Source organism: Leifsonia williamsii (assembly GCF_030433685.1).
Lineage (GTDB): Bacteria > Actinomycetota > Actinomycetes > Actinomycetales > Microbacteriaceae > Leifsonia > Leifsonia williamsii.
This window is the reverse complement of the sequence record NZ_JAROCF010000001.1, coordinates 3,177,219-3,201,993: the sequence shown is the minus strand read 5'-3', so window position 1 is coordinate 3,201,993 and position 24,775 is coordinate 3,177,219. Positions and strand designations below refer to the sequence as shown.

26 protein-coding genes are annotated in these 24,775 nt (G+C 72.1%); 12 read left to right on the top strand and 14 right to left on the bottom strand.

The genetic code is table 11. From position 1 onward, the window contains the following. Nucleotides 1-43: 43 nt before the first annotated feature. Nucleotides 44-787 (bottom strand): class I SAM-dependent methyltransferase, encoded by a 744-nt coding sequence (locus tag P5G50_RS15105; RefSeq protein WP_301212431.1) that lies wholly within the window; start codon nt 785-787, stop codon nt 44-46. Between the two features lie 191 nt (nt 788-978). Between P5G50_RS15105 and P5G50_RS15100 the strand changes: the two genes are divergently transcribed. The 3 genes from P5G50_RS15100 (at nt 979) to P5G50_RS15090 (ending at nt 4,369) form a co-directional block, all read left to right on the top strand. Continuing rightward, nucleotides 979-1,560 (top strand): exonuclease domain-containing protein, encoded by a 582-nt coding sequence (locus P5G50_RS15100; RefSeq protein WP_301212432.1) that lies wholly within the window; start codon nt 979-981, stop codon nt 1,558-1,560. 158 nt (nt 1,561-1,718) lie between these two features. Next, nucleotides 1,719-3,266, top strand: coding sequence for a DNA recombination protein RmuC (locus tag P5G50_RS15095; protein WP_301212433.1), 1,548 nt, complete (start codon nt 1,719-1,721; stop codon nt 3,264-3,266). 44 nt (nt 3,267-3,310) lie between these two features. Next, entirely contained in the window at nt 3,311-4,369 is a 1,059-nt protein-coding gene (locus P5G50_RS15090; protein WP_301212519.1) for an NAD(P)H-dependent flavin oxidoreductase, read from the top strand. Nucleotides 4,370-4,471: 102 nt separating this feature from the next. Here the strand turns inward: P5G50_RS15090 and P5G50_RS15085 are convergent, their stop codons facing one another. After that, nucleotides 4,472-5,122 (bottom strand): alpha/beta hydrolase family protein, encoded by a 651-nt coding sequence (locus P5G50_RS15085; protein WP_301212434.1) that lies wholly within the window; start codon nt 5,120-5,122, stop codon nt 4,472-4,474. 186 nt (nt 5,123-5,308) lie between these two features. On the opposite strand from P5G50_RS15085, the gene P5G50_RS15080 reads away from it, so the two are divergent. Beyond that, nucleotides 5,309-5,545, top strand: coding sequence for a hypothetical protein (locus P5G50_RS15080; protein WP_301212435.1), 237 nt, complete (start codon nt 5,309-5,311; stop codon nt 5,543-5,545). Between the two features lie 91 nt (nt 5,546-5,636). On the opposite strand, the gene P5G50_RS15075 is transcribed toward P5G50_RS15080, so the two are convergent. The 3 genes from P5G50_RS15075 to P5G50_RS15065 form a co-directional block, all read right to left on the bottom strand. Then, nucleotides 5,637-6,326 carry an MgtC/SapB family protein gene (locus P5G50_RS15075; RefSeq protein ID WP_301212436.1) on the bottom strand — a complete coding sequence of 230 codons (690 nt, stop codon included), beginning with the start codon at nt 6,324-6,326 and terminating at the stop codon, nt 5,637-5,639. 429 nt (nt 6,327-6,755) lie between these two features. Next, entirely contained in the window at nt 6,756-8,168 is a 1,413-nt protein-coding gene (locus tag P5G50_RS15070) for an MFS transporter (protein WP_301212437.1), read from the bottom strand. A gap of 19 nt (nt 8,169-8,187) precedes the next feature. After that, nucleotides 8,188-8,433, bottom strand: a complete 246-nt coding sequence (locus P5G50_RS15065; protein WP_301212438.1) for a hypothetical protein — start codon at nt 8,431-8,433, stop codon at nt 8,188-8,190. 80 nt (nt 8,434-8,513) lie between these two features. Between P5G50_RS15065 and P5G50_RS15060 the strand changes: the two genes are divergently transcribed. Genes P5G50_RS15060 through P5G50_RS15050 form a run of 3 tightly spaced genes read left to right on the top strand, consistent with a single transcriptional unit; the run spans nt 8,514 to nt 9,478 of the window. Beyond that, nucleotides 8,514-8,879, top strand: coding sequence for a DUF7882 family protein (locus P5G50_RS15060; protein ID WP_301212440.1), 366 nt, complete (start codon nt 8,514-8,516; stop codon nt 8,877-8,879). Nucleotides 8,880-8,882: 3 nt separating this feature from the next. Continuing rightward, nucleotides 8,883-9,206 carry a DUF7882 family protein gene (locus P5G50_RS15055; RefSeq protein ID WP_301212441.1) on the top strand — a complete coding sequence of 108 codons (324 nt, stop codon included), beginning with the start codon at nt 8,883-8,885 and terminating at the stop codon, nt 9,204-9,206. Between the two features lie 26 nt (nt 9,207-9,232). After that, the gene (locus P5G50_RS15050) at nt 9,233-9,478 is read left to right on the top strand and encodes a hypothetical protein (RefSeq protein WP_301212442.1); all 246 of its coding nucleotides are present in this window, start codon (nt 9,233-9,235) and stop codon (nt 9,476-9,478) included. A 71-nt stretch (nt 9,479-9,549) separates the two neighbouring features. Here the strand turns inward: P5G50_RS15050 and P5G50_RS15045 are convergent, their stop codons facing one another. Both P5G50_RS15045 and P5G50_RS15040 read right to left on the bottom strand, forming a co-directional pair. Next, a complete protein-coding gene (locus P5G50_RS15045) occupies nt 9,550-10,500 on the bottom strand; it encodes an NADP-dependent oxidoreductase (RefSeq protein ID WP_301212444.1) in 951 nt (316 codons plus the stop codon). Nucleotides 10,501-10,565: 65 nt separating this feature from the next. Then, nucleotides 10,566-11,735: an NYN domain-containing protein gene (locus P5G50_RS15040; RefSeq protein ID WP_301212446.1), complete on the bottom strand. Its 1,170-nt coding sequence runs from the start codon at nt 11,733-11,735 to the stop codon at nt 10,566-10,568. An 85-nt stretch (nt 11,736-11,820) separates the two neighbouring features. Between P5G50_RS15040 and P5G50_RS15035 the strand changes: the two genes are divergently transcribed. From P5G50_RS15035 to P5G50_RS15015, 5 genes are all read left to right on the top strand, one after another. After that, nucleotides 11,821-12,885, top strand: a complete 1,065-nt coding sequence (locus tag P5G50_RS15035) for a LacI family DNA-binding transcriptional regulator (RefSeq protein ID WP_301212447.1) — start codon at nt 11,821-11,823, stop codon at nt 12,883-12,885. A 97-nt stretch (nt 12,886-12,982) separates the two neighbouring features. Then, a complete protein-coding gene (locus P5G50_RS15030; RefSeq protein ID WP_301212448.1) occupies nt 12,983-14,290 on the top strand; it encodes an ABC transporter substrate-binding protein in 1,308 nt (435 codons plus the stop codon). A gap of 102 nt (nt 14,291-14,392) precedes the next feature. Next, the gene (locus P5G50_RS15025) at nt 14,393-15,367 is read left to right on the top strand and encodes a carbohydrate ABC transporter permease (protein ID WP_301212450.1); all 975 of its coding nucleotides are present in this window, start codon (nt 14,393-14,395) and stop codon (nt 15,365-15,367) included. After that, complete coding sequence (locus P5G50_RS15020; RefSeq protein ID WP_301212451.1) at nt 15,360-16,199, top strand: carbohydrate ABC transporter permease; 840 nt, start codon at nt 15,360-15,362, stop codon at nt 16,197-16,199. Before P5G50_RS15025 ends, P5G50_RS15020 begins: the two co-directional genes overlap by 8 nt. Continuing rightward, nucleotides 16,196-18,160 (top strand): glycoside hydrolase 5 family protein, encoded by a 1,965-nt coding sequence (locus P5G50_RS15015; RefSeq protein ID WP_301212452.1) that lies wholly within the window; start codon nt 16,196-16,198, stop codon nt 18,158-18,160. The genes P5G50_RS15020 and P5G50_RS15015 overlap by 4 nt, the downstream gene beginning before the upstream one ends. A 19-nt stretch (nt 18,161-18,179) precedes the next feature. Here P5G50_RS15015 and P5G50_RS15010 read toward each other — a convergent pair whose 3' ends face one another. The 7 genes from P5G50_RS15010 to nadB all read right to left on the bottom strand — a co-directional run bounded on the left by P5G50_RS15010 (nt 18,180) and on the right by nadB (nt 24,774). Further along, nucleotides 18,180-18,533, bottom strand: coding sequence for a DUF488 domain-containing protein (locus tag P5G50_RS15010; protein WP_301212453.1), 354 nt, complete (start codon nt 18,531-18,533; stop codon nt 18,180-18,182). Continuing rightward, nucleotides 18,530-19,099, bottom strand: a complete 570-nt coding sequence (locus tag P5G50_RS15005) for a carboxymuconolactone decarboxylase family protein (RefSeq protein WP_301212454.1) — start codon at nt 19,097-19,099, stop codon at nt 18,530-18,532. The genes P5G50_RS15010 and P5G50_RS15005 overlap by 4 nt, the downstream gene beginning before the upstream one ends. 2 nt (nt 19,100-19,101) lie before the next feature. Beyond that, nucleotides 19,102-19,482 carry an iron chaperone gene (locus tag P5G50_RS15000; protein ID WP_301212455.1) on the bottom strand — a complete coding sequence of 127 codons (381 nt, stop codon included), beginning with the start codon at nt 19,480-19,482 and terminating at the stop codon, nt 19,102-19,104. Between the two features lie 96 nt (nt 19,483-19,578). Further along, nucleotides 19,579-21,060, bottom strand: coding sequence for an MDR family MFS transporter (locus P5G50_RS14995; RefSeq protein ID WP_301212456.1), 1,482 nt, complete (start codon nt 21,058-21,060; stop codon nt 19,579-19,581). A gap of 90 nt (nt 21,061-21,150) precedes the next feature. Beyond that, nucleotides 21,151-22,317, bottom strand: a complete 1,167-nt coding sequence (locus P5G50_RS14990) for a cysteine desulfurase family protein (RefSeq protein WP_301212457.1) — start codon at nt 22,315-22,317, stop codon at nt 21,151-21,153. Nucleotides 22,318-22,324: 7 nt separating this feature from the next. Further along, the gene (gene nadC / locus P5G50_RS14985) at nt 22,325-23,185 is read right to left on the bottom strand and encodes a carboxylating nicotinate-nucleotide diphosphorylase (RefSeq protein ID WP_301212459.1); all 861 of its coding nucleotides are present in this window, start codon (nt 23,183-23,185) and stop codon (nt 22,325-22,327) included. Then, entirely contained in the window at nt 23,179-24,774 is a 1,596-nt protein-coding gene (nadB, locus tag P5G50_RS14980; protein ID WP_301212460.1) for an L-aspartate oxidase, read from the bottom strand. Before nadB ends, nadC begins: the two co-directional genes overlap by 7 nt. Between the last annotated feature and the right edge of the window lies 1 nt (nt 24,775).

The window sequence follows — 24,775 nt, the reverse complement described above, 5'->3', positions numbered from 1 at the left end:
TCCATTCTACGGGCCACCCGGGCGACGCCGACGCGACGGCCGGTCACGACAGCGTCGCCCGGTAGCAGCGGGTCACGTACGGCAGCTCCAGCGTCTCGCGCCCGGCCAGGTCGGGATGCTCGGCCGTCAGCCGCCGCAGTGAGGCGATCACGGCGGCCTGCGCCTCCGGATCCTTGGTGATGAAGTAGCTGCGCGACCGCGCGAGGTCGAGCAGCCCGTCCACGGACAGCGGCTGCACCCATGTGACGTCGTGCCGTTCCAGCGGACCGAACGGTTCGGGCACCTGCGGCTCCTCGTCCTCACCGTAGGTGGCGTCGGGCGAGCCCATCAGCTCGCCCAGCTCGCGCACCCAGTCGACCGACTCGTCGCGGTCGTTCCACACCAGCCCCAGTCGTCCGCCCGGGCGGAGGACCCGCGCCACCTCGGACGTCGCCCTGCCCGCATCGAACCAGTGCCAGGCCTGTGCCGCGACCACCAGAGAGAACGACGCGGCCGAGAGCGGGATCTCCTCCGCTCCTCCGACCCGCACCTCCACTCCGGGGATCCGGTCGGCGAGGACCCGCAGCATCTGCTCCGAGGGGTCGACGGCCGTCACCTCGAACCCCCGGGAGGCGAGCTCGGCGGTCAGCTTGCCCGTCCCGGCGCCGAGGTCGAGCACCGGTCCCGCGATGCCGTCGGTCAGCCACGACACCGCCTCGGCGGGGTAGGAGGGGCGGGCGGCGTCGTACACCTCAGCCGCCTGGTCGAAGGAGGCGGCGTGGGCTTCGCGGTCGTTTCTCTGGCGCATGGCCTGATGCTACGCAGCGTGTCCGGAGGACCGGGAGGGGTCGCCGAAATCGGTGGAGAACGTGTTCTGACGGGGAGGCTGTGGGGAACCGCGCGGCCGTGGATCGGCTGGGGCGCCGCCGCGGGCGCCGGATGGCGCGGCACGCGGACGGCCTCCGCGACCTCGTCGGTGGGCCGTGCGAGCATCACACCGTGACCCTGGACTTCACCGCCATCGACTTCGAGACCGCCAACTCCTCCGCCGCCTCCGCGTGCTCGGTGGGGCTGATCAAGGTCCGCGACGGCAAGGTGGTCGACCGCGCCGGCTGGCTGATCCGCCCGCCGTTCGGGCACGACCACTTCCAGGAGTGGAACGTGCGCATCCACGGCATCCAGCCGGAGCAGGTGGTCGACGCTCTGGGGTGGGTGGAACAGCTCGCGGATCTGGTCGCCTTCGCGGAGGACGACCACCTGGTCGCCCACAACGCCGGGTTCGACATGGGCGTCATCCGTGCGGCCTGCGCGGCCACGGCCGTCGAGTGCCCGGAGTACCGCTATCTCTGCAGCCTGCAGGTCGCACGGCGCACCTACTCGCTGGAGTCCTACCGTCTTCCGGTCGCTGCGATGGCCGCAGGGTTCGAGGACTTCCACCACCACGACGCCCTGGCGGACGCGGAGGCCTGCGCGGCCATCGTGGTCCACGCGGCACGACGCCACGGGGCGGCCACCATCGACGACCTGGCGGAGCTGTGCGGCGCCCGCGTCGGGCGGATCGGGATGCCGGTCGCGGCCTGAGCGCGTGGCGGGCTGAGTCGGTCGCGGGTTGAGCCGGTCGCGGGTTGAGCCGGTCGCGGCAGCCGGTCACGCCATCCACAGGCGCCGAGCGTCCGCGGGTTCTCCACGGATCGGCGTCGCGCGCGTCCGGTGTCGGACGCCCCTGACACACTGAGGCCATGGACATCCTCGCCCTCCTCCTCGGACTCGTGCTCGGCCTCGTCGTCGGCGGTGCCGCGGCGGGCACGGTCGTCGCCTCCGTGCTCCGCCGGCGCCCATCCGCAGACACCGCGGCGGTGCAGGTCGACCCCGCCGTCATCGAGGCGCGCCATGCGACCGAGCTGGCGGAGGTGCGGGCGGCGGAGGCCGCCGTGCAGGCCGAGATCCGCACCGATCTCGCCGCGGCGCACACGCGCGTCGACGCGCTGCAGGAGCAGTTGCGCGGCGCCCAGGAGCAGTACCGCGAGCTGCTCGAGCGGCAGCGGGCGGAGGCGCAGGAGCGCGCCGAGCGCGAACGCACGGAGGCCCAGGAGCGCACGGCCCGCGAGCGAGCGGAGAGCAAGGTCCTGGAGGCGCTCGCGCCGGTGCGCCAGACGCTCACCGAGATGCAGCGCAAGGTCGTCGAGCTCGAGACGCAGCGTCACGAGCAGCACGGCCAGCTGACGCAGCAGCTGCGCACGGCGGCGGAGTCGGAGGAGCGCCTCCGCAGCACCGCGGAGGCGCTGGCGTCGGCCCTCCGCTCCAACAGCACGCGTGGCGTCTGGGGCGAGACCCAGCTGCGCAGCGTCGTGGAGGCGGCGGGGCTCATCGAGCGCGTCGACTTCTCGGTGCAGTCCAGCATCCAGTCCGAATCCGGCTCCGGGCGCCCCGACATGATCGTGCACCTCCCCGGCGGCAAGAGCATCGCCCTCGACGCGAAGGTTCCGTTCAACTCCTACCTGGAGGCCAGCCAGATCCCGGCCACGGCGACCGGTTCCGAGCGGGCACAGCGCGACGCGCTCCTGAAGCAGCACGTGAAGGCGGTCCGCGACCACATCACCGCGCTGGGCAACAAGGCCTACTGGACCGGGCTGGAGTCGTCGCCGGAGCTGGTGATCGCCTTCATCCCGAGTGAGTCCCTGGTGTCGTCGGCGCTGGAGGCGGACCCGTCGATCATGGAGTTCGCCTTCGGCAAGCGCGTGGCGCTCGCCTCGCCGGTCACACTGTGGTCGGTGCTGAAGACCGTGGCGTTCAGCTGGCAGCAGGACGTGCTGACGCAGGAGGCGAAGCAGTTGTTCGACCTCAGCCGCACGCTCTACACCCGCCTCTCCACAACGGCCGGGCACATCGAGAAGCTCGGCCGGTCGCTGGAACGGACGATCAAGGACTACAACGGCTTCGTCGGCTCGCTCGAGCGGCAGGTGTTCCCCGCCGCACGCAAGCTCAACGCGCTCGACGAGTCGAAGGTCATCGGCGTCATCGAGGGCATCGAGGAGTCGCCGCGCGAGCTGACCGCGTTCGAGCTCGTGAGTGAGCTCGATTCCCCGAGTGCGGTCACCGCCGGCGAGCCTGTCAGCTCTGCCGCGGTCGCGCCCGTCTCGGAAGAGTCGACCGCTGACTCCGGGGATGGTGCGGGTGAGGGCGAGGAACGCGACATGCACGGGATCGACAAGCTCGCGCTGGAGGAGCAGGCACGGGCTCACGAGACCGCGGACCGCTCCGCCGCTGACGACCTCCGGAGCGCGTAGGGTCGGAGAGTGTCGATCGGTTGTGCGAAGGAGTGAGCGTGTCGCTGCAGCAACGGCTCGGTCTCCGGCATCCCATCGTGCTCGGTCCGTTCGGTGGACTCTCATCGGTGAACCTGACGGCGGCGGTCGCCGAGGCCGGCGGACTCGGCTCGTTCGGGCTGTACGGCTATAGCGCCGACCGCATCCGGGAGACGGCTGACGAGCTGCGACGCCGGACGTCCGGCCCGATCGCGCTGAACCTGTGGCTTCCGTGGGTGGGGCCGGGGGAGCGGCCGCTCGGCGAGCCCACCGACCGTCAGACCTACGACGACGCCGCTGAGGCGCTCCGCACGCTCTATGCCGAGGCGGGAGCCGAGCCGCCGCCCTACGCGGAGCGGCTGCTGCCCGCCTTCGAGGAGCAGGTGGAGGCGGCACTCGACGCTCGGCCGGCCGCCCTCAGTTTCGTCTTCGGAGTCCCGCCGACGGAGATCGTCAGCGCGGCGCATGAGCGCGGCATCCTCGTGATCGGTGCTGCGACGACCGTGCCCGAGGCGCTGGCGCTGGAGGCGGGCGGGGTCGACGCGATCGTCGCCTCGGGCTTCGAGGCGGCCGGGCACCGACCCTCGTTCCTGCTGCCGGCCGAGAAGAGCCTCGTCGGGGGCCTGGCTCTGATCCCGCAGGTGGTGGACGCCGTCGACGTCCCCGTCATCGCCGCCGGTGGCATCGCCGATCGACGCGGTGTGGCTGCGGCTCTTGCGCTCGGCGCCGAGGCCGTTCAGGTCGGGACCGCGTTCCTCGCCACCGAGGAGTCGGCGGCGCCCCACTCTCATCGCGACAGCATTCGCTCCTCCGACGCCCACGAGACGGTGCTCACCCGTGCCATGAGCGGACGCTTCGCTCGCGGGCTTCCGAATCACGCGGTGCGCGTCGTGGAGGAGAGCGACGCGATCGCGCCCTTCCCTCTGCAGAACGTCCTGACCGGCGCCTTCCGGCGCGCGGCCGCCGCAGCGGACCGGCCCGACCTCCTCTCACTGTGGATGGGTCAGGGCGCTGCGCTGGCCCGGGGAGCCACGGCGGCCGAGGTCATGGCCGAACTGGTCGCGGGGGTCGCGACCCACCGCTGACGGCGCGGTCCGGGCGCAATTGGCGTTGCGGGCGGGCCGACCACGTGCGGTCGTCCGTCACGCCGAGGCGGCATCCGCTGCTTAATCGCGTTCGACGAGACCCTACCGGCTCACCGCCGCCACGAACGCCGCGACCTCGTCCACGACGAGCCGGGCCACCTCGGCCGGGCGCAGCGGTGACGAGGCAAGCACTTTCATGCCGTGGTCGGCACCGGGCACGGGGACCACACGCACATTCGCGGCATCCGCGGTCTCCGCCCGGACATGCTCAGCGGTGCCGAACGTGTCGCGGTCGCCCTGCAGGACGAGCACGGGCACAGAGGGGGCGAGCAGCTCCTCCAAGCGCGACCGCTCCGGGTGTCCCGGCGGGTGGAGGGGGAAGGCGAGGCAGACCACCCCGGCCGCGCCGAGCTCGGTCGCGGTGCGGCAGGCGACCCGGGCCCCGGCGCTGCGGCCGCCGACGATGAGGGGAAGCCCGCCGACGAGGTCGCGGACAGCGGGAGCGGTCTCCAACCATGCCACGTCGAGCTGTTGCGGCCGCGGGGCGACGCGGCGTCCGGCGACCCGCCACGGCTGCTCGTACCGGAGCACCGTGACGCCGTGCTCCGGGAGCCGGTCCGCGAGCGCCGCCAGGTCGACCGCGCCGATGCCCCCGCCCGCTCCGTGCCCGAGCCAGAGCGCCGCGCGGGGCCGTTCGGCGGGCGCCACGACGAGGCGACCGGGGCCGAGGGAGGTGGGAACGTCGACATCCACGCAACGAACGTACCGGGTGGGCGCCCACGGGCACGAAGCCGAGTGCGTGAGCAAAGCGGAGCGTCCGAACAACACCCGATTGTGTGAACAGTGTGGGAGGTCGCTTCGAGCGTCGGCCGCACCCTTGCCTTCGGGCTGCGGCGACCGACAATGGCGCTACCGAATGAGAAGAAGGAGGCGATGGTCATGGTCGAAGCACGCGATCTCGTGGAGGGGCGTTACACCCTGACCGCGCCAGCGGTCGCCGGCGAACGGGCGGTGCACGGTCAGTACACGCGCCGCGCGGAGCAGGCCGGACCGCGGCCGGAGGTGGTGGGAGCGTACGTCGGCACGCAGCACGACGGCATCCCGCCGATCGTCCGCAGCGTGCACCTGCGCAACGGCAACTACCCGCGCGCCGAGCACGAGCGCACCGAGCCCTGAGAGCGGCGCACACACGGTCGAAGCCGGCGGTCGGGCCCGCCGGCTTCGCTGCGTCCGCGGGCGCGGGCGCGGGCGAGGGGCCCCGCGCCTCTCACACCGCCCGATCGTCCAACGCCGTGATCCCGGTCACCCCGACGATCTCGGCGAGGTCGGCCACCAGGCGGTTCGCCTCGGGTCTTCGTCCGCGGACGCGGATGGAGAACTCGAGGGCTGCGCCGTCGGGCGCCTCCCGCAGCTCGTCGATCCGGGTCTTGGTGCTGCTCGCGGCGCAGCGGTCCAGCACGTCGCGCACGGCCGTGCCCCCGCGGAGGACGCGCACGGTGAGCGTGACGCCGGTGGTGCGGCGCAGCATCCGCTCGGCCATCGGCAGCGAGCCGACGGCGAGGAGGTGGAGGACCGTGCCGGCGACGGCGAGGACCGGCAGGCCTGCGCCGCACGCCATCCCGACGGCCGCCGTGACCCAGATCGACGCGGCCGTCGTGAGGCCGACGACGTTGCCGCGGTTCACGAAGATGACGCCGGCGCCCACGAAGCCGATTCCGGTGACGACCTGCGCGGCGATGCGCGAGGGGTCCGTCGGGCCGAGGCCGAGCGCGGTGAAACCGTAGGCCGAGACCAGCGTGAACAGTGCGGCGCCCAGCCCGACGAGGATGTGGGTGCGCAGGCCGGCGCTCTTCAGTCGGCGCTCGCGCTCGATGCCGATGAGCCCGGTGAGGATGAACGCCAGCAGCAGCAGTCCGAGCTGCACCAGGAGGTGCTCGGGGTCCGGCCACAGCGCCATGCGACGGATTGTAGGGCGGCGCCGGGCGCGTGGCACCAGCGGACCTTGCGTAGCCTCCCCGCCGGGCGGAGCATGGAGGAGGGTGCGATGGGGACGAGGTGATCGCGATGGCGGCGGACACGGGTCGATGTGCAGGATGCGGCGGACGACTGGCGGCGCAGCGGAGGCTGGTGCCCTCGCTCGGCGGCAGCTGGGTCGTGGCGAGCGTGTGGGTGTGCGTGAATCCGGGCTGTGCGCGCAACGCCCAGGGGCGCGACGCGGCGTCGGGGACGCGAGCCGCCGTGGCGTGAGCCGGCGTGGCGTGAGCCGGTGTGGTGTGAGCGCGCCGTGGCGTGAGGCGGCCGAGCGCTTACGGCGATGTCGCGAGGTGCGGCCGTCGGGACGCGTTCTGAGTGCGCCCGCCAGATGCTTCGCGCTGCCGCGCCGCCGTCACCCTGCCGCAGCCTCCGCGCCCCCACCATCCCTCCGGCCACCCGACCGCGGACGCGAGAACACCAGCAGCACGAGGTGCACGACCGCCAGCGCCGACGCGACCGAGACCGCGGTGAGCCAGCTTCCCGGGGTGGTGCCGGCGCTGAACAGCAGGCCCAGGAGGGTCGTGGCGATGATCGCGCCGACGTAGCGGGAGGTCTGGAAGATGCCCGCGGCGACGCCGCTGTCCTCGGGGCGGGCCGAGGCGTACAGGGCCTGGTTCATCGCGATGCTGACGACCGCGTACGGCACGCCGAGCGCCGCCGTCAATAGAAGCACCACCCACGACGCGGTGGAGGCGGCGCCCACCGCGAGCAGCGCGGCTCCGGCGATCAGGGCGCCCGCGCCGCCGAGCAGGGTGGGGCGGAGGCCGACGCGTTCGATCATCCGGGCGGCGAAGGGCGTCACGACGGTCGTGACCGCGGCCAGCGGGAACATCAGGAGGCCCGCTATCCCCGCCGAGTAGCCTCCGTGCGACTGCAGGTACTGCGGCAGGCCGAAGAACGCCGAGTAGTAGACGATGTTGAAGATCGCGAAGCACAGGTAGATCGTCATCAGCCGCCGGTTCGCGGCCAGGAGGCGCAGGTCGAGGAACGGCGTCCGCGTGCGCAGCTCGCGCCACACGAACCCGGCGCCCGCGAGGACCGCGACCGGCAGCAGCCACCACAGCGGCTGCGGGTGCAGGTCGAGCAGGAACACCAGCAGCGACGTCAGGGTGGCGATGAACAGCAGGATGCCGGGGATGTCCGACTCGATCAGGGTGCGGGAGAGCGGGGTCCGCTCGCGCTCGGCGTCGCGCGGGGCGGCGATCCACACGCCGGCGAAGGCCAACGCGGCGAGCGGGACGTTGACCCAGAAGATCGCCTGCCAGCCGAGGAAGGTGACGAGCGCTCCGCCCAGCACCGGGCCGACCGCGGCGCCGGCGGTGTTCGCGATCTGGATGCGGCCGAGCAGGCGCGGGGTGCCGACCTGGCTCGCCGAGGAGAGGGAGCGGAGCATGGCGATGGCCGACGGGAACGCGGGCGCAGTCCCGATGGCGAGTGCGACCCGGCCGAGGCACACCGCGGCGAACGAGGTGGCGAACGGCGTCAGCGCGCACGCGAGCGCCACGACCAGCATCCCGAACAGGAACAGTCGGCGCGGGCCGAACCGGTCGGCCAGCCGGCCCATGAGCGGCTGGCCGGCCGCCGATGCGAGGTAGAAGGCGGTCACCACCCAGGTGACCGTCGTCACGTCGACGTCGAAGTCGCGTTGCAGCGGCACGAGCGCGACCGCGATCATCGACGAGTTGAGCGGGTTGAGCAGCGTGCCGAGGCTGAGGGCCGCGACGGCCGCGGACACCGGGCGGGAGCGGTCGGCCGGCGGAGTCACCCGGCCAGCCTAACCGCGCTCAGTCGTCGAGGTCCGCGGTCGTCACGGGGATGGTGGAACGGTACGGGTACGCCGGCATCGCCGAGTACTCCTCGTCGTCCGCGAGCTCGTACACGTCGTAGGCGAGGGCGCCGGCGAACGTGGTGGCGACGCGGATCTCACCCGGCGGACAGCCTCCGATCAGGGGCACGACCACGACGCTGTCCAGGGTGACGCCGTCCTCGTAGAGAAGGGCCGCCTTGATGGTTCGCGTGAGAGCGTCCATGGCCGGACTTTACGCCGCGCGCACACGCTGACTTGACGACGCGCGGTCCGATCGGGAAACTCGGTCTCGGAGAGGACTCGATGGGAACCCTGATCTACGACGGCGCGGACGGATTCACCTTCGACGACCGTGTGCTGGCCCACCTGCAGGCCGTGATCGCGACCAAGCTGCGCCGACGGGAGGGCTTCCTCCTGATCTGGACCGATCGCACCAGCAGCGAGGAGGGCACGCTGCGCTCGGTGTGGCTCGACCCGTCGATCAGCATCCAGTTCGTGTTCGCGCATCCCCGCCTCCCCGAACTCAACCGGGAGTGGCTCGGCATCCTGACGGAGAAGGCCAACAGCAACAGCGGCCTCATGCTCGACGACAACATCCGCGCCGAGATCCGGGAGGAGATCCCGGAGGGGACGTACCGCACTGCGCGCACGCGCAAGAGGGAGGCGTGACGCATGGGACGGCTGATCTACGGCGCTTCGCAGGAGTACGAGTTCGACGACCGCACGCTCTCGCACGTGAAGATCGCGATCGTCACGAAGCTGCGGCGGCATGAGAGCTTCCTGCTCAACTGGCAGATCCCGCCTGAGCAGGGCGGCGGCCGGATGAGTCTCTGGATCAGCCGCGAGGTGTCCATGGCGTTCGTGTTCAGCGGCAGCCGGCCGCCCAAGCTGAACGACCGGTGGATGGAGGCGCTGCTGCACTCCAGCCAGCGCACCGGCGGCATGTTCATCATGCGCGAGGAGGAGGCGGAGAGCGGCAACTTCGCCGACCGTTAGCGCCCCTGCCGATCTACCATGGAGTCATGGTGAAGGTGGAGGGTCGGCTCGGCGCGCGCGCCGGGCGGGCGGCGGAGTGGCTGGACGCCAAGCTGCTGCCGGTCTTCGGTCCACCCCCGCTCGGCCCGTACGAGCAGGAGTCCCCGAAGACGCAGACGGCCGCGTGCCCGCTCTGCGGCCGCGGACTGGCGGATCACACGACGCAGCGTGACGAGGGTCACGCGTTCCTCGTGTGCCCGTCGCCCGCGACCACGCAGCTGCAGGTGTCGTAGCCGTCGCGCGCAGGGCGCGCGCCGCCCCGGGCGGCGAGCGCGGGGGAGAGTGCGCTGCCCGGCCGGACGCCCTACGGCAGCAGTGCGATCTTGCCGCCCGGGTGTCCCTCGGCGAGGAAGCGCAACGCCTCCGGCGCCTCGGCCAGCGGGTACGTGCGGGCGATGGGCACCTGCAGCCTCCCGGAGCCGGCCAGCTCGAGCAGCCGCGCGCGCACCGAGTCGCGGTAGCGCTGGCTCTCGGGCTGCGCGCCGAAGACGGCGTGGAACCCTTCCTTCTCGGCGCGCTGCGCGGCGACGATGGTGACGATGCGGAGGCGGTCGGGCACCAGCTCCAGCGAGACGTCGACCGCCTCGTCGGTGCCGACGGTGTCGAGCGCGGCGGCGATGGGGCCCTGGGCGGCCTCCCGCACGCGTTCGGCGAGCCCGGGGCCGTATTCGACCGGCAGGCCGCCGAAGCGCCGGACCCGGGCGAAGCCGGCCTCGCTCGCGGTGCCGATCACCCGCGCGCCGAGCTCCGCCGCCTGCTGGAGGATGCTGACGCCGACCGCGCCCGAGGCGCCGTGCACGAGGATGGTCTCGCCGTCGCGCACGTCGGTCACGTGCAGCATCTGGGCGGCGGTGGAGCCGGCGAGCAGGAGGTTGGCGGCCTCCTCCTCGGCCAGGCGCGGCGGCTTGGCGAAGACGTCCTTCGCGGGCACGGTCAGCTCGGTCGCATAGCCGCCCTGGATGCGGAACGCCACGACCTCGTCCCCGACGGCGCCGCCTCCCGACGCCAGTTCGGTGCCCGGCCCGATCGCGGTCACCACGCCGGCCAGCTCGTAGCCGATCGGGACGGGGAACTCGGTGCCGGGCCGCGGCGACGCGACGTGCTTGTAGTCGGCGGGATTCACGCCGGCGGCCCGCACCTCGATGGTGACCTCGCCGGGGCCGGGCTCCGGCACCTCCCGCTCTGCGAACTCCCACGTCTCCGGACCGCCGAACTGGGTCGCGATCCACTGCCGGGCACTGCGTCGTTCTGCCATGGGCGCGAGTCAACGCCCGCCGGCTGGGCGTCGGCTGGACGCCGTGGGCGTCCGGCGCCGACGCGTCAGGACGCGTTGACGGGGTCGCTGATCCTGCCGCTGTGCCGGGCGCGGCGCGGGCGGGAGGGGGCGAGGCGGATGAGCTGCGCGGTCGAGCTGTCGTCGAGCTCCACCAGGCTGTCGCGCGACTTCACGAAGTCGCTGAACGAGCGGTAGCCGAGGGCCTTCTCGCTGAAGGAGGGGTCCATCCGCTTCATCTGGCTCTTCACCTGGCCGGCGTGCAGCCACTCGGAGTCGTCCTTCTCGTGGCCCAGCTGCATCGCGCGGGCGAGCAGGCGGGTGGCGACGAGCTGGAGGTCCTCGGCGGGCTCCTCGTCCGGCTGCTCCGCGGTCTCGGCAGGGCGGCGACGGCGGCGCTTCGGCTTCTGCTCCGGCTCCTCCGCCGCGGCCTCCTCCGCGTCCTCCGCAGTGTTCTCCTCGTCGTCGGCTGCGGCGGCGGGCTGCTCCGCCCGGACCTTGCGGGAGCGGGTGGAGGTGGTGGTCGCGGCTGCAGCCGGCGCCTCGTCCTCGGCGGGGGTGACGGCGGCCTCCTGATCGGAGGAGGTGGCGGCCGAGCCGGCGGAGGCGGCGGCGACCGGCACGTCGTCCGCGGCGTCCGCGGCCTCGTCCCGTGCGATGCCGGGCAGGTCGTCGTAGCTCACGAACTCGTCGCACGCCGCTGCGAGCGAGCGCGCGGTGGAACCGGCGACGCCGATGCCGACGACGTACCGGCCGAGCCGCTTGATCCGCTGGGCCAGCGGGACGTAGTCGCTGTCACCGGCGACGATGACGACGTGCGTGAGCTCGGGAAGGCGGAAGAGGTCCTCCACCGCGTCGACCGCGAGCCGGATGTCGGCGCCGTTCTTGGCGTAGGCGGCGGCGGGGAACAGCTGCACGAGGTCGACCGCGCGCCCGACGAGCTGACCGCGGTACTCGGCGTTCACGGCGGCCGACCAGTCCGCGTACGCCCTGGTCAGCACCAGCGTGCCGAACGACGAGGAGAAGTCGATCACCGCGCCCAGGTCGACCCGCGCCTCCGCGAGCCGCGCCGCGAACGTGGGCTTCGGCTGGCCGCCGGCGGACCGCTGCCGGTCGCGCATGAACGAGCCCCGGCCGTGCACCTGGTCGTAGCGGGAGATGACGATGTTGTCGAAGTCGATGTAGACAGCGACGCGGCCGTCCCCTGGTTCGGTCATGCTGCAACGATAGCCGGACCCGCTGGCGCTCGCCGCGGGGCGGGACTGTAACGTTGTCCCCGCACGCACGCGAAGGGAGACGCTGGTGTCCGCTGCGGGACGGGTGACGATCGCCGGGCTGGCGGCGCGCCTCGGCCTGTCCAAGGCGTCCGTCTCCTATGCCCTCAACGGCCAGCCCGGCGTCAGCGACGAGACCAGGGAGCGGGTGCTCGCGCTCGCCGACGAGCTGGGCTGGCACCCGAGCTCGAGCGCCAGGGCGCTGTCGCGGTCGCTGTCGGACACGATCGGCATCGTGCTGCGCCGCGACCCCGAGCTGCTCGGCACCGAGCCGTACTACATGAGCCTGCTCGCGGGGGTGGAGGCAGAGCTCTCGGCGACCGGGCAGTCGCTGCTCCTGCGCATGGTCGGCACCGCCCCCGGCCAGGACGTCGCCGTGTACCGCCGCTGGAGCGCCGAGGGGAGGGTCGACGGCGTGATGCTGTTCGACATCACGATCGACGACCCCCGGCCCCGGCTGCTCGACGAGCTGGGGCTCGCGTTCGTGCTGCATGGCAACCGTGAGGAGGTCGCCCCGGGCCGCGTGCTCCGCTACGACGCGGGTGGCGACGCCGGCTTGATCGTGCGGCACCTGGCCGGGCTGGGTCACCGCCGCGCGCTGCACATCCAGGGGCCGGGCGACTTCGAGCACGAGCAGGACCGGCGCACCGCCGTCGCGGCCGAGGCCGTGCACGCCGGTATGACGGTGGCGTTCGAGACCTCGGACTACTCGATGGCGGCGGGGGAGAGGCTCGCCGCCCGCGGGCTCGCCGCCGACCCTGGGATCACCGCCGTCATCACCTCGAACGACCTGCTCGCGCACGGCGCTCAGGCGGCGCTCGCGGCCGCCGGCCGTGACGACGTCGCGCTCGTCGCGTGGGACGACTCCCTGCTCTGCCGGCTGGGCTCGCGCCCGATCACCGCGCTCGACCGGTCGGCGGAGGAGCAGGGGAGGCGCGCGACGCGCATGCTGCTGGACCAGCTCTACGGCCTCCCCGCCTCCGTGCACCGGGCGAAGCCGAGCCGGCTGGTCGTGCGGTCGACCAGCCTGCCGGCCCGCGAGGGCGAGCTGACCCCCGCCCGAGGGCAGAAAACACTCGCCGAAAATGCTTGACAAGCACTGAACCGGTTCAGTTATGCTCGGGCGCAGCCGCCGACGCCGGTTCTCGCTCCGCGCCTGCGGCTCCCCATCAAGAGACGAAGGAGTCACAATGAGGAAACGCGCCATCGCGGCAGCGGCCATCGCCGCCGCGGTCTCGCTCGTGGTCGCCGGATGCAGCGGATCGGGCGGCGGCTCGGGCTCGTCGGGGTCGGGTTCGACCATCACCTACTGGGCCAGCAACCAGGGCACCAGCCTCGACAACGACAAGCAGGTCCTGACCCCGGTGCTGAACGACTTCACCAAGCAGACCGGCATCAAGGTCAAGCTCGAGGTGATCGGCTGGAACGACCTGCAGACCCGCATCCAGACCGCCGTGACCAGCGGCCAGGGCCCCGACGTGCTGAACATCGGCAACACCTGGGCCGCGTCGCTGCAGGCGACCGGCGCGTTCCTGCCGTTCGGCGACTCCGAGATGAAGGCGATCGGCGGCGAGGACAAGTTCGTCAAGACCGCGCTCGAGACCGGCGGCGCCTCCGGCCAGACCGTGACCAGCGTCCCGCTGTACGGCCTCGCCTACGGCCTCTACTACAACAAGAAGATGTTCTCCGACGCCGGCGTGCAGCCTCCGACGACGTGGGAGGAGCTCGTGGCGGCGGCCAAGAAGGTCACCACCGGCTCGACGTACGGCTTCTCGCTCGCGGCCGGCAGCTACACCGAGAACGCGCACTTCGCGTTCATCAACTCGGCGCAGAACGGCGGCGCGTGGTTCGACAAGGACGGCAAGCCGACCTTCACGACCAGCGAGAACGTGGACGGCATCAAGCGCTACCTCGACCTGATGCAGGCCGACAAGGTCGTCAACACCTCCAACGCCCAGTACGACAACGGCGTGCAGGCGGTCAACGACTTCGCCACGGGCAAGGTCGCGATGATCCTCAGCCAGAACAACGCCGACTCGTCGATCGTCGCCAACGGCATGAAGTCCGACCAGTACGGCGTGGTGCCGTTCCCGTCGCCCGAGGGCGGCAAGCCGGTCGCCAGCCACGTCGCCGGCATCAACCTGTCGATCTTCAAGAACACGAAGAACAAGGACGCCGCGCTGAAGTTCGTGAAGTACATGACGAGCGAGGACACCCAGGCCACGCTCGGCAAGCCGTTCGCCACGCTGCCGGTGCTCAACGGCGCCAAGGCGACCTTCACCGACAACGCGGAGGAGGCGGCCACCTTCCAGAAGATCTACAACGAGATGTCGAAGCCGCTGCCGCTGGTGCCGGCCGAGGACCAGTTCGAGAACACCGTCGGCAAGGCGATGAACGACATGTTCGCCAAGATCGCCACCGGAGGCACGGTCTCGGACTCCGACATCAAGTCGGCCCTGCAGACCGCGCAGGACCAGGTCGAGCAGTCGATCGGCTGACGACCGTCCGGTGACGCCCGCCGGGCGCGGGAGGCCCGACGGCCTCCCGCGCCCGGCCCGCACCGGTGGCCGCGACCAGCGTTCCACCAGCGAAGGAGAACCATGTCGACGACGACGACCCTCCCGCCGCGCACGGCCGATGCCGCGCCGGCCGCCCCGCCCAAGCGCCGCCGCCGCCCCAAGGGCTGGTGGCTGCCCCTCGTGCTGCTCGCACCGGCGATCGTGTTCGAGCTGCTCATCCACGTCATCCCGATGCTCACGGGCATCTGGATCAGCTTCCTCCAGCTCACCAAGTTCTACATCGCCAACTGGGGCGCAGCGCCCTTCGTCGGGCTCAAGAACTACACGGTCGCGCTCGACGTCAACACGTCGATCGGCGCCGGGCTGTTCCGCTCCTTCTTCGTCACCGTCGGCTTCACGATCCTCGTGGTCGGGCTGTCCTGGGTGCTCGGGATGGCGGCCGCCGTCGCGCTGCAGGGCAAGTTCCGGGGGCGCGGCTTCTTCCGCACCCTGTTCCTCGTGCCGTACGCGCTGCCGCTCTACGCGGGCATCATCACCTGGAAGTTCATGTTCCAGAAGGACACCGGCGCGATCAACCACTTCTTCTTCGACAACCTCGGGCTCGGCGACAACAAGCCGTTCTGGCTGATCGGCGACAACGCCTTCTGGGCGATCGTGATCGTGGCCATCTGGCGGCTGTGGCCGTTCGCCTTCCTGATGCTGATGGCGGGCCTCCAATCGATCCCTGACGAGGTGTACGAGGCCTCGGCGGTCGACGGCGCGCGGCCGTTCCGGCAGTGGCGGGCGATCACGCTGCCGATGCTGCGGCCGGTCAACGCGGTGCTGCTGCTCGTGATGTTCCTGTGGACCTTCAACGACTTCAACACGCCGTTCGTGCTGTTCGGCAACGCGCAGCCCGCGTCGGGCGACCTGATCTCGTTCCACATCTACAACGCGTCGTTCCTGACCTGGAACTTCGGCTCGGGCTCGGCGATGAGCGTGCTCCTGCTGCTGTTCCTGCTGCTCGTCAGCGGTGTGTACCTGCTCGTCGTCAACCGGAGGAACCGCAATGCGTGAGACCACCTCGTCCCACATCTTCCGCTGGGTCGTCATCGTCTTCCTGACGATCTTCACCGTCGTGCCGCTCTACGTGATGATCACCTCGTCGCTGAAGCCGCTGGCCGACGTGCAGGGCGCCTTCCAGTGGTGGCCGACGAACCTGACCATCCAGCCGTTCATCGACATGTGGTCGACCGTGCCGCTGGCGTCGTACTTCCTGAACAGCGTGATCGTCGCCTCCGCGGCCACCATCCTCAGCGTGATCATCGCGATCTTCGCCGCGTACGCGGTGTCGCGGTACCGGTTCAAGGGGCGCACCGTGTTCACCACGACTGTGCTGTCGACGCAGATGTTCCCCGGCGTGCTGTTCCTGCTGCCGCTGTTCCTCATCTTCGTCAACATCAACCAGGCGGTCGGCATCCAGCTCGTCGGCACCCGGTGGGGGCTCGTCATCACCTACCTCACCTTCTCGCTGCCGTTCGCGATCTGGATGCTCGCCGGGTACTTCGACGGCATCCCGCGCGACCTCGACGAAGCGGCGAAGGTGGACGGCTCCGGCCCGATGGGCGCGCTGTGGCACGTCGTGCTCCCGGCGGCCCGGCCCGGCCTGATCGCGGTCGCGATCTACTCGTTCATGACCAGCTGGGGGGAGGTGCTGTTCGCGTCGGTGATGACGACCGACGAGAACCGGACGCTCGCGGTCGGGTTGCAGCTCTACTCCACCCAGACCAACGTCTACTGGAACCAGATCATGGCGGCCTCGCTCGTGGTCTCCATCCCGATCGTCATCGCGTTCCTGCTGCTGCAGCGCAGCTTCGTCGCCGGGCTGACCGCCGGGGCCGTGAAGTGAGTCGCGATCCCCGGGACCGGCCGTCGCCCGTGCTCGCCGTCGACGGCGAGCCGGCGATCTGGCTGGGAGCGAACTTCTGGTCCCGCACGGGCGGTCCGCTGATGTGGACGCGGTACGACCCCGCCGTGGTGCGGGAGGAGCTGCGCGTGCTCGCCGAGCACGGGCTGAACATGACGCGCTCCTTCTTCTACTGGCCGGACTTCCAGCCGACGCCCGACACGCTCGACGAGCAGTGCGTCGCGAACTTCGCCGACTTCCTCGACGCGCACGTCGAGGCGGGGATGACGACGGTGCCGACGTACCTCGTCGGCCACATGTCGGGGGAGAACTGGGACCCGGTGTGGCGGGAGGGGCGCGACCTCTACCGCGACGTCTGGTTCGTCGGACGGCAGGCCTGGTACGTGCGCGAGCTGACGAGGCGGTTCGCCGAGCATCCCGCGGTCGCCGGCTGGCTGCTGACCAACGAGGTGCCGATCTACGGCGGGGAGGCGCCGCGGCCGATCGTCGCGGCCTGGGCCTCCCTGCTGGTCGACGCCGTCCGTGCGGGCGGCGGCACGCAGCCGGTGGCGGTCGGAGACGGCGCCTGGGGGATCGAGACCACCGGGCACGACAACGGGTTCTCGGTGGGCGACCTCGCGGAGTTCACCGACTTCGTCGGGCCGCACGTCTACCGGATGGAGACCGACCAGGTGCGGCAGCACCTTAAAGCGGCGTACATCGCGGAGCTGTGCGCGACCGGTCCGCTCACGGGCGGGCGCGGCCTCCCCGTCGTCATGGAGGAGTTCGGGCTCACGAGCGACTTCGTGTCGGACGAGGGCGCGGCCTCCTACTACCGGCAGCTGTTGTACAACACGCTGCTGGCCGGGGCGACCGGCTGGATCGCGTGGAACAACACCGACTACGACGACCTCGTCGCGCAGCGGCCGTACTCGCACCACCCGTTCGAGCTGCACTTCGGCATCACCGACCGCACCGGGGCGCCCAAGCCGCCGCTGCGCGAGCTGGCCCGGTTCGCCGAGGACATCGCGGCCCTCGACCTCCCCACCGCTCGCCGCGCGCCCGTCGACGCCGCGATCGTCGTGCCGTCGCACCTCGCCGCCGACTACCCGTTCACCAACGAGGAGGAGCGCGCCCACATCGTGGCGACCGGCGAGCAGGCGTACGTGGCCGCGCACGAGGCGCACCTCCCCGTCGCGGTCGTGCGCGAGCGCGAGGACGGCGGGCTGCCCGCCGGGTACGGGCTCTACCTGCTCCCCTCGGTCAAGCAGCTCTGCGGACCCTCCTGGTATCAGCTGGAGGAGCTGGCACGGGGCGGGGCGACGGTCTACGCCTCGTACTCGCACGGCACGAGCGGCGTGCAGCGCGGGCCCTGGTGGGCGAACACCGAGGCGCTCTTCGGCGTCCGGCCGGCGAGCGCCTACGGGCTCGCGGAGCCGGTGGGCGACGACGTCGTGACGCTGCGGTTCGTGGAGGACTTCGGCACGCTCCACGCGGGGGAGACCCTGACCGTGCGTGCCGCGGGCAACGAGAACGCGCGCACGTACCTCCCGGTGACGGTGACCTCCGGCCGGGTCGTCGCGGAGGATGCGGCCGGCCGCCCGGCGATCGTGGTCAACGAGCTCGGGGCCGGGCGCGCGGTGCTCTCCACGTATCCCCTGGAGGCGTTCGCCGCGGGCCTGCCGCGGGTCAACCCCGAGGAGACCTGGCGGCTGTACGACGCGCTCGCCGCGGTCGCGGAGGCCGAGCGCGACGTGCTGCTCGACGACCCGCTCGTGTTCGCGGACGCGCTGCTGACGGGCGACGGGAGGCGCGTCGTGGTGTTCGTGTCGCAGCATCCCGACGCCGTCACCGTGCGGCCGGAGGTCGCCGGGGGTGAGCTGCAGAGCCTCGACGGCGCCGCCGCGCCCGAGGTGCAGCTGGAGCCGTACGGCGTCGCCCTCCGCGTCCTCGCGCTGGAGTAGCGCCTGCGCTGCTTCGCGGTTAGAGGAGGGGGAGGAGGACCCGGGCGTGGTTCTGGTCGGGGTCGTGCACCGCGACCAGCAGGGTGACCGCGGGATGCGCGTGGACGACCGCGCGCAGCTCCTCCAGCGCGGGGTTGCCCGCCAACTCGGCGCGGTACCGCTCGGCGAACGCCTCGAACGGCGGGTGCTCGCCGTGGAACCAGCGGCGCAGCTCGGTCGACGGCGCGACCTCCTTGAGCCAGAGGTCGAGCTGCGCCCGCTCTTTGCTGAGCCCGCGTGGCCACAGGCGGTCGACCAGGACGCGGTAGCCGTCGGCCGCCTCCGGCTCGTCGTACACGCGGCGGATGCGAACGACGGCGCCGGGAGCGCTCACAGCGGCGCCAGCAGCGCGTCGCGCAACCGGTCGCTGATCCCGGGCGGCACCTCCACCGCGGCGCCGAGTGCCTGGATCGCACGGCTGAAGTAGTTGCGGGCGGCGGCCGCGAGGGTGATGTCGACGATCTCGCGGTCGGTGAAGCCCACCTCGCGCAGGTGCAGGAGGTCCGCGTCGGTGATGCCGGTCGAGTCGGTGCTGATCCGCTCGGCGAACTCCATCATCGCGACCTCGGCCTCCGTGAGGCCGGCCGTGCGGTAGTCGCGCGCGACCGCCTCCAGCTCTCCCTCGTCCATCAGTCCGAGCGTCTTGCGGCCGTGGGCGAGCCGGCAGTGCTGCGAGTGCGTGCCCTGCGCCGCGGCCAGCGTGACGAGTTCGAACCGGTGCGCCCCCAGGGAGCGCTTGATGGTGCGGCCGAGCTGCTCCCAGGCGCGGTACGCCTCGGGGTTCATCGCCATGACGCGGGTGTAGTCGGGCACGTAGCCGAGGTCGGCGACGTCCTCGGCGTAGATCGCGGCGACGTCGCCGGTCGCCTCGTCGGGCTCCGGGGTGTGGATGACGGACATGATCACTCCTTCGGCTTCGTCCCGCCGTCGAGCTCGCGCAGCCGCACGGCGAGGATGGTGCGCAGCGTCTGCTCGCTGAGCGGGTGCTCGGGGGAGAAGTGCAGGGTCGCGCCCGACAGCGAGCCCTCGGTCAGCGTGCCGGCGAGCTCCGCAGCGGCGGGTGGACTCATCAGCAGGAGGCTGCACTCGGTCGCCGTCGCCGACAGGCCGACCACGCTCTTCCCGTTGCGACGGAAGATCGGGACGCGGTAGCTGATGACCTGATCGCTGTCGGGCAGCAGCACGGCGATGCGGTCGCGGACCGTGCGCAGCGCCGAGCCGAACGGCTCACCGATGCGGTCGAGGTACTCCTCGACCGTTCCCGCCTCGACGCCGCGTGCCACCCGCGCCTCCCTTCGTCGCGGTGCAGTATGCCGCACCGCGCGGCCCGATGGAAAGAGGCCGCCTGCGAGGGAGAGGGGAGAGGGGAGCGGGGAGGGTCAGTGAACCGTCAGGACGTCCCCGCCGGCCTCGACGGGTTCCACCGGCTTGCGGACGAACAGGGCCAGCACCACCGCGGCCGAGGCGACGATGGCGCCGATGAAGAACGCCACATGCACACCGTCGGCCGTCGCGGTCACCGGGCTTGCGCCGGCGCTCGTCGACGAAGCGATGGTGACGGACATGAGGGTGACGAACAGGGCGGTGCCCGCGGCGCCCGCGACCTGCTGGATGGTCCCGACGACGGCGCTCCCGTGCGGATACAGACGCTGCGGGAGTGAGCCGAGCGCCGACGTCAGCAGCGGGGTGAAGACCAGGCCGAGGCCGAGGTTCAGCGCCAGATGGACGGCGATGACCCAGACGAGGCTCGTGCCCTCACCGAACGTCGCCATGCCCCAGAGCGCGGCGGCGGCGATCGCGGTACCGGGGATGACCAGCGGAGTCGGGCCGAACCGGTCGAACAGGTTGCCGACGACCGGCGCCATCGCGCCCATCAGCACCCCGCCGGGAAGCAGCACCAGGCCCACGGCGAGGACGTCGAGACCGAGGACCTGCTGCAGATAGATCGGAATCAGGATCAGCGAACCGAACAGCGCGGCCATGACGATGACCACCAGGACCGACGCGAGGCTGAACGCGCGACTCGTGAACACGCGCAGATCGAGCAGCGCGCCGTCCACCTTCTGCAGCTGGAGCTGCCGGAGCACGAACAACGCGAGCGCGACGACGCCCACGACGATCGGGATCCAGATCGGCATGAGCGCGTGACCGGATGCCGCCTCGCCGATGCTGCTGAGGCCGTAGATCAGTCCGCCGAAGCCGAAGGCCGACAGGATCACCGACAGGACGTCGAATCGCGCATGCGGGTTGGTCTCGGTGACGTTCCGCACCCACACCGCACCGAGCCCGATGGCGAGCAGGGCGATGGGCAGCACGATCCAGAAGATGGCGTGCCAGGTCAGGTTCTGGAGGATCAGACCGGAGACGGTCGGGCCGACGGCCGGTGCGACAGCGATGACGATGGTGATGACGCCCATCATGCGACCGCGGTGGCTCGGCGGCACGATCGTGAGGACCGTGGTGAAGAGCAGCGGCATCATCACACCGGTGCCGGTGGCCTGCACGATGCGACCCGCCAGCAGGACCTCGAAGCCCGGCGCGAGCGCCGCGATGAGCGTTCCGGTCGCGAAGAGGCCCATGGCCGAGAAGAACACCTGACGGATGGTGAATCTGCTCAGCAGGAAGCCGGTCAGCGGGATGACGATCGCCATGGTGAGGAGGAAGCCGGTGGTGAGCCAGGCGCCCGTGGCCGCGGTGATGCCGAGGTCGTCCATGATGTCGGTCAGCGCGACACCCATCGTCGTCTCGTTGAGGATGACGACGAAGGCGCTGACGACGAGCAGTGCGATGACCGGGCCCGGCTTGGCGACGGTCTGCGCCGGAACGGATGCGGTGTCGGCCGGGGAGTCTTGGAGGGTCACGAGGGTCAACAGTAGCGATGGCCACCGACGCTGCGGGTTTCGCCGAGGTAAACGGTGTCGTCCGTTCACTCTGCGCGTAACGGGGAATAATCAGCCGGCCAGCCCGCGCACCGTGCGCACCGCCTCGCCGACGGCGGGAGCGACCGCCGCGAGCTGCCCGGCCGTCACCTCCGAACCCCACGAGAAGCGCACCGCCGTGCGGGCCAGCTCCTCGTCGTACCCCAGCGCGAGCAGCACGTGGGAGGCCTCCTCGCTGCCCGCCGCGCACGCCGAGCCGCTGGACGAGACGATGCCGCGGCGCTCCAGCTCCAGCAGCACCGCCTCCCCGTTGGTCCCGGGGAAGACGAAGGAGGCGGTGCCGGGCAGGCGAGCGGCCGGGTGCCCCGTGAGCTGCGCGTCGGGCGCCTCCGTGAGCACCGCTGCGATGAAGGCGTCGCGAGCCGCCGCGGCCGCCGCCGCAGCGCGCTCCTGGCCGGCCATCGACAGCCGTGCAGCGGTGGCCAGCGCCACCGCCCCGGCGACGTTCTCGGTCCCCGAGCGCCGCCCACGCTCCTGGCCGCCGCCGTGGAGCACCGGTTCGAGCGGGAGGCGGCTGCGGACGAACAGCGCCCCGATGCCCTTGGGCGCACCGAGCTTGTGGCCGGAGACGCTCAGCGCGTCCACACCGAGCGCGCGCACGTCGAGCGGCAGCCAGCCGGCCGCCTGGACCGCGTCGGTGTGGAGGGGCGTGCCGTTGTCGTGCGCGATGCGCGCCAGCTCCGCGACGGGCTGCACAGTGCCGACCTCGTTGTTGGCGAGCATGACGCTGGCGAGCGTCGTGCCGGGGCGCAGGGCCGCGCTGAAGTCCGCGGGGTCGACCAGCCCGTCCCTCCCGACCGGGACCATCGTGGCCTCGAATCCGTGCCGGCGGACGAGGTAGTCGACGGAGGCGAGCACCGCCTCGTGCTCGATCGGCGTTGTCACGATGTGCCGCCCACGGTCGGGGTCCGCTGCGACCGCCCCGAGAGCGATGCCCTTGAGGGCGAGGTTGTCGGCCTCCGTGCCGCCCGAGGTGAACACGACCTCGGACGCGCGGCAGCCGAGCCACGCGGCGACGGTCGCGCGGGCGTCGGCCAGCGCCCGCGCCGCCGACTCGCCGTAGCCGTGGTGGCTGGAGGGGTTGCCGAAGTCGCCGGTCAGGTACGGCCACATCGCCTCCAGCACCTCCCGCCGCACGGCGGAGGTGGCGGCGGCGTCGAGGTAGAGCGGGGCGGTCATCGTCGCCTCAGGCCTGCTCCACCACGACGTCCAGCCCCAGGTCGAGCGAGCGGACGCTGTGCGTGAGCGCACCGGAGGAGATGACGTCCACCCCGGTCTCGGCGATGGCCCGCACGGTCGACAGGTTCACGTTGCCGCTGGCCTCCACGATCGCGCGACCGGCGACGAGCGCCACCCCCTCGCGCAGCTCGTCCAGGCTGAAGTTGTCGAGCATGATCGTGTCGACCCCGGCGGCGAGCACGGGCTCGATCTGGTCCAGCCGGTCGACCTCCACCTCCAGGTGGGTGGTGTGCGGCAGCTCCGCGCGTACGGCCCGCAGCGCATCAATGACCGACAGGCCGGACTGCGCGGTCAGCACCGCCAGGTGGTTGTCCTTCGCCATGACCGCGTCCGAGAGCGAGAACCGGTGGTTGCGCCCGCCGCCGCTGCGCACGGCATGCCGTTCGAACGCGCGCAGGCCCGGCGTGGTCTTGCGGGTGTCGACGATGCGGGCGGAGGTGTGCGCCACCTCCCGTACATACGCGGCGGTCGTCGTCGCGATGCCGCTCATGCGCTGCGTGAAGTTGAGGGCGACGCGCTCGGCCTGCAGCACCGATCGCGCGGGGCCGGAGACGGTGGCCAGGGTCGCGCCGGCCGCGAACTCCTCGCCGTCCGCGACCGCGAGCGCCACCTCGATCGCGGGGTCGGTCAACGTCATCGCGGCGGCGAACACCTCGCCTCCGGAGAAGGTCCCCGGCTCGCGCGCAACCAGCGCCGCGGTGGCATATGCCGTTTCGGGAATGAGCGTCTGGCTGGTGAGGTCGCCCCAGGGCGCGTCCTCGACGAGCGCGGCGCGCACGACGGTCTCGATGATCTGGCGGGTCAGCATGCGGCGGTCACCTCGGCGGTTCGGAGGGCGGTGTCGGCGGTGGAGAGGGGAGTGGAGGACGCTCCCGCGATCAGCGTGTGCTGCGCGGTACCAGGGGCGGGGAGCGGGTGGTCCGCGCGGAAGTGCGCTCCGCGGGACTCCTCCCGCGCGAGGGCCGCGGCAACCACGAGCCGGGCGAGCTGCAGGAGGTTGGCGTCCTCGCCGGGCAGCGGCATGGCCGTCGCGGCCAGCTCGGCGGCCGCCGCGCGCAGGCCGGTGCCGGAGCGGTGCACGCCCGCGGCCTCCCACATCAGCGCGCCGAGCCTGCTGCGGTCGAAGGCGAGCGACGGATGCGCGTCAACGATGGGGAGGTCGGCCGGACGGGCCGCCGTGATCCAGGCGGGCGGCGGAGGCCATTCCTCTCCGAGTGCCGCGACCGCCCGGTGGGCGAAGACGAGCCCTTCCAGCAGAGAGTTGGAGGCGAGCCGGTTCGCACCGTGCACGCCGGTGCAGGCGACCTCCCCGGCGGCGAACAGCCCGGGGAGGGTGGAGCGGCCGCTCGTGTCGGTCGCGACCCCGCCCATCGCGTAGTGCGCGGCCGGGGTGACCGGCACGGGCTCGGTCGCCCAGTCGAGGCCGGCGGCGCGGGAGGCGGCGTCGATCGTCGGGAACCGCCGGGAGAGGAAGTCCCGGCCCAGCGCCGTCGCGTCGAGCACCACCGGAGCGCCGCCCTGCGCCGCCATCTCGACCGCGATCCCGCGGGCCACGACATCGCGCGGGGCCAGCTCGGCGTCCGGGTGCACATCGAGCATGAAGCGCTCGCCGTGCGCGTTCCGCAGCACCGCGCCCTCGCCGCGTACCGCCTCCGACACCAGGAACGATCCCGGCAGGGCGAGCGCGGTCGGGTGGAACTGCGTGAACTCGAGGTCGGCCAGCGCCGCCCCCGCGCGCCAGGCGGCGGCGATGCCGTCACCGGTGGCGACCTCGGGGTTGGTCGTGCGCGACCAGAGCCGCCCGAAGCCTCCCGTCGCCAGGATCACGGCGTCGGCGGCGAGGGAGGTCGTGCTCCCGTCGGCGAGCAGCAGCCGCACCCCGGCGGCGGCGCCGTCGGTGACGAGCACGTCGAGCAGGAAGGCGCGCTCGACGACGCGGACCCCGGAGGCGCGCACCGCCTCCACCAGCGCCCGCTCGATCTCGGCCCCGGTCGCGTCGCCGCCGGCGTGCAGCACGCGAGGCGCGGAGTGCGCCGCCTCGAGCCCGCGGGCCAGCCCGTCGATCCCATCGCCTCCGTCACCCGCGCCCGGGCCGTCGACCGTGTCGAACCGCGTCCCCAGCGCGAGGAGGTCGCGGATGCGGTCGGGCCCGTCGCCGCAGAGCGCTGCCACCGCCTCCGGCACGGTCAGCCCGGCGCCCGCGCGCTCGGTGTCGGCCGCGTGCGCCTCGGCGCTGTCGTCGGGGAACACGGCGGCGGCGATACCGCCCTGGGCGTAACGCGTGTTGGCCTCGGTGAGCGCGGCCTTCGTGACCAGGGTCACGGCGTGGAGGCGCGACGCCTCCAGCGCGGCGGTCAGCCCCGCGATGCCGCTTCCGACGACGACCACGCGGCTCATG

Bases quoted from the DNA above. Each gene is read 5' to 3' on its own strand.
- P5G50_RS15105 (WP_301212431.1), bottom strand. From the start codon at position 787: ATGCGCCAGAGAAACGACCGCGAAGCCCACGCCGCCTCCTTCGACCAG.
- P5G50_RS15095 (WP_301212433.1), top strand. From the start codon at position 1,719: ATGGACATCCTCGCCCTCCTCCTCGGACTCGTGCTCGGCCTCGTCGTC.
- P5G50_RS15080 (WP_301212435.1), top strand. From the start codon at position 5,309: ATGGTCGAAGCACGCGATCTCGTGGAGGGGCGTTACACCCTGACCGCG.
- P5G50_RS15075 (WP_301212436.1), bottom strand. From the start codon at position 6,326: ATGGCGCTGTGGCCGGACCCCGAGCACCTCCTGGTGCAGCTCGGACTG.
- P5G50_RS15065 (WP_301212438.1), bottom strand. From the start codon at position 8,433: ATGGACGCTCTCACGCGAACCATCAAGGCGGCCCTTCTCTACGAGGAC.
- P5G50_RS15060 (WP_301212440.1), top strand. From the start codon at position 8,514: ATGGGAACCCTGATCTACGACGGCGCGGACGGATTCACCTTCGACGAC.
- P5G50_RS15055 (WP_301212441.1), top strand. From the start codon at position 8,883: ATGGGACGGCTGATCTACGGCGCTTCGCAGGAGTACGAGTTCGACGAC.
- P5G50_RS15050 (WP_301212442.1), top strand. From the start codon at position 9,233: ATGGTGAAGGTGGAGGGTCGGCTCGGCGCGCGCGCCGGGCGGGCGGCG.
- P5G50_RS15045 (WP_301212444.1), bottom strand. From the start codon at position 10,500: ATGGCAGAACGACGCAGTGCCCGGCAGTGGATCGCGACCCAGTTCGGC.
- P5G50_RS15040 (WP_301212446.1), bottom strand. From the start codon at position 11,735: ATGACCGAACCAGGGGACGGCCGCGTCGCTGTCTACATCGACTTCGAC.
- P5G50_RS15030 (WP_301212448.1), top strand. From the start codon at position 12,983: ATGAGGAAACGCGCCATCGCGGCAGCGGCCATCGCCGCCGCGGTCTCG.
- P5G50_RS15025 (WP_301212450.1), top strand. From the start codon at position 14,393: ATGTCGACGACGACGACCCTCCCGCCGCGCACGGCCGATGCCGCGCCG.
- P5G50_RS15020 (WP_301212451.1), top strand. From the start codon at position 15,360: ATGCGTGAGACCACCTCGTCCCACATCTTCCGCTGGGTCGTCATCGTC.
- P5G50_RS15005 (WP_301212454.1), bottom strand. From the start codon at position 19,099: ATGTCCGTCATCCACACCCCGGAGCCCGACGAGGCGACCGGCGACGTC.
- P5G50_RS14990 (WP_301212457.1), bottom strand. From the start codon at position 22,317: ATGACCGCCCCGCTCTACCTCGACGCCGCCGCCACCTCCGCCGTGCGG.
- nadC (WP_301212459.1), bottom strand. From the start codon at position 23,185: ATGCTGACCCGCCAGATCATCGAGACCGTCGTGCGCGCCGCGCTCGTC.
- nadB (WP_301212460.1), bottom strand. From the start codon at position 24,774: ATGAGCCGCGTGGTCGTCGTCGGAAGCGGCATCGCGGGGCTGACCGCC.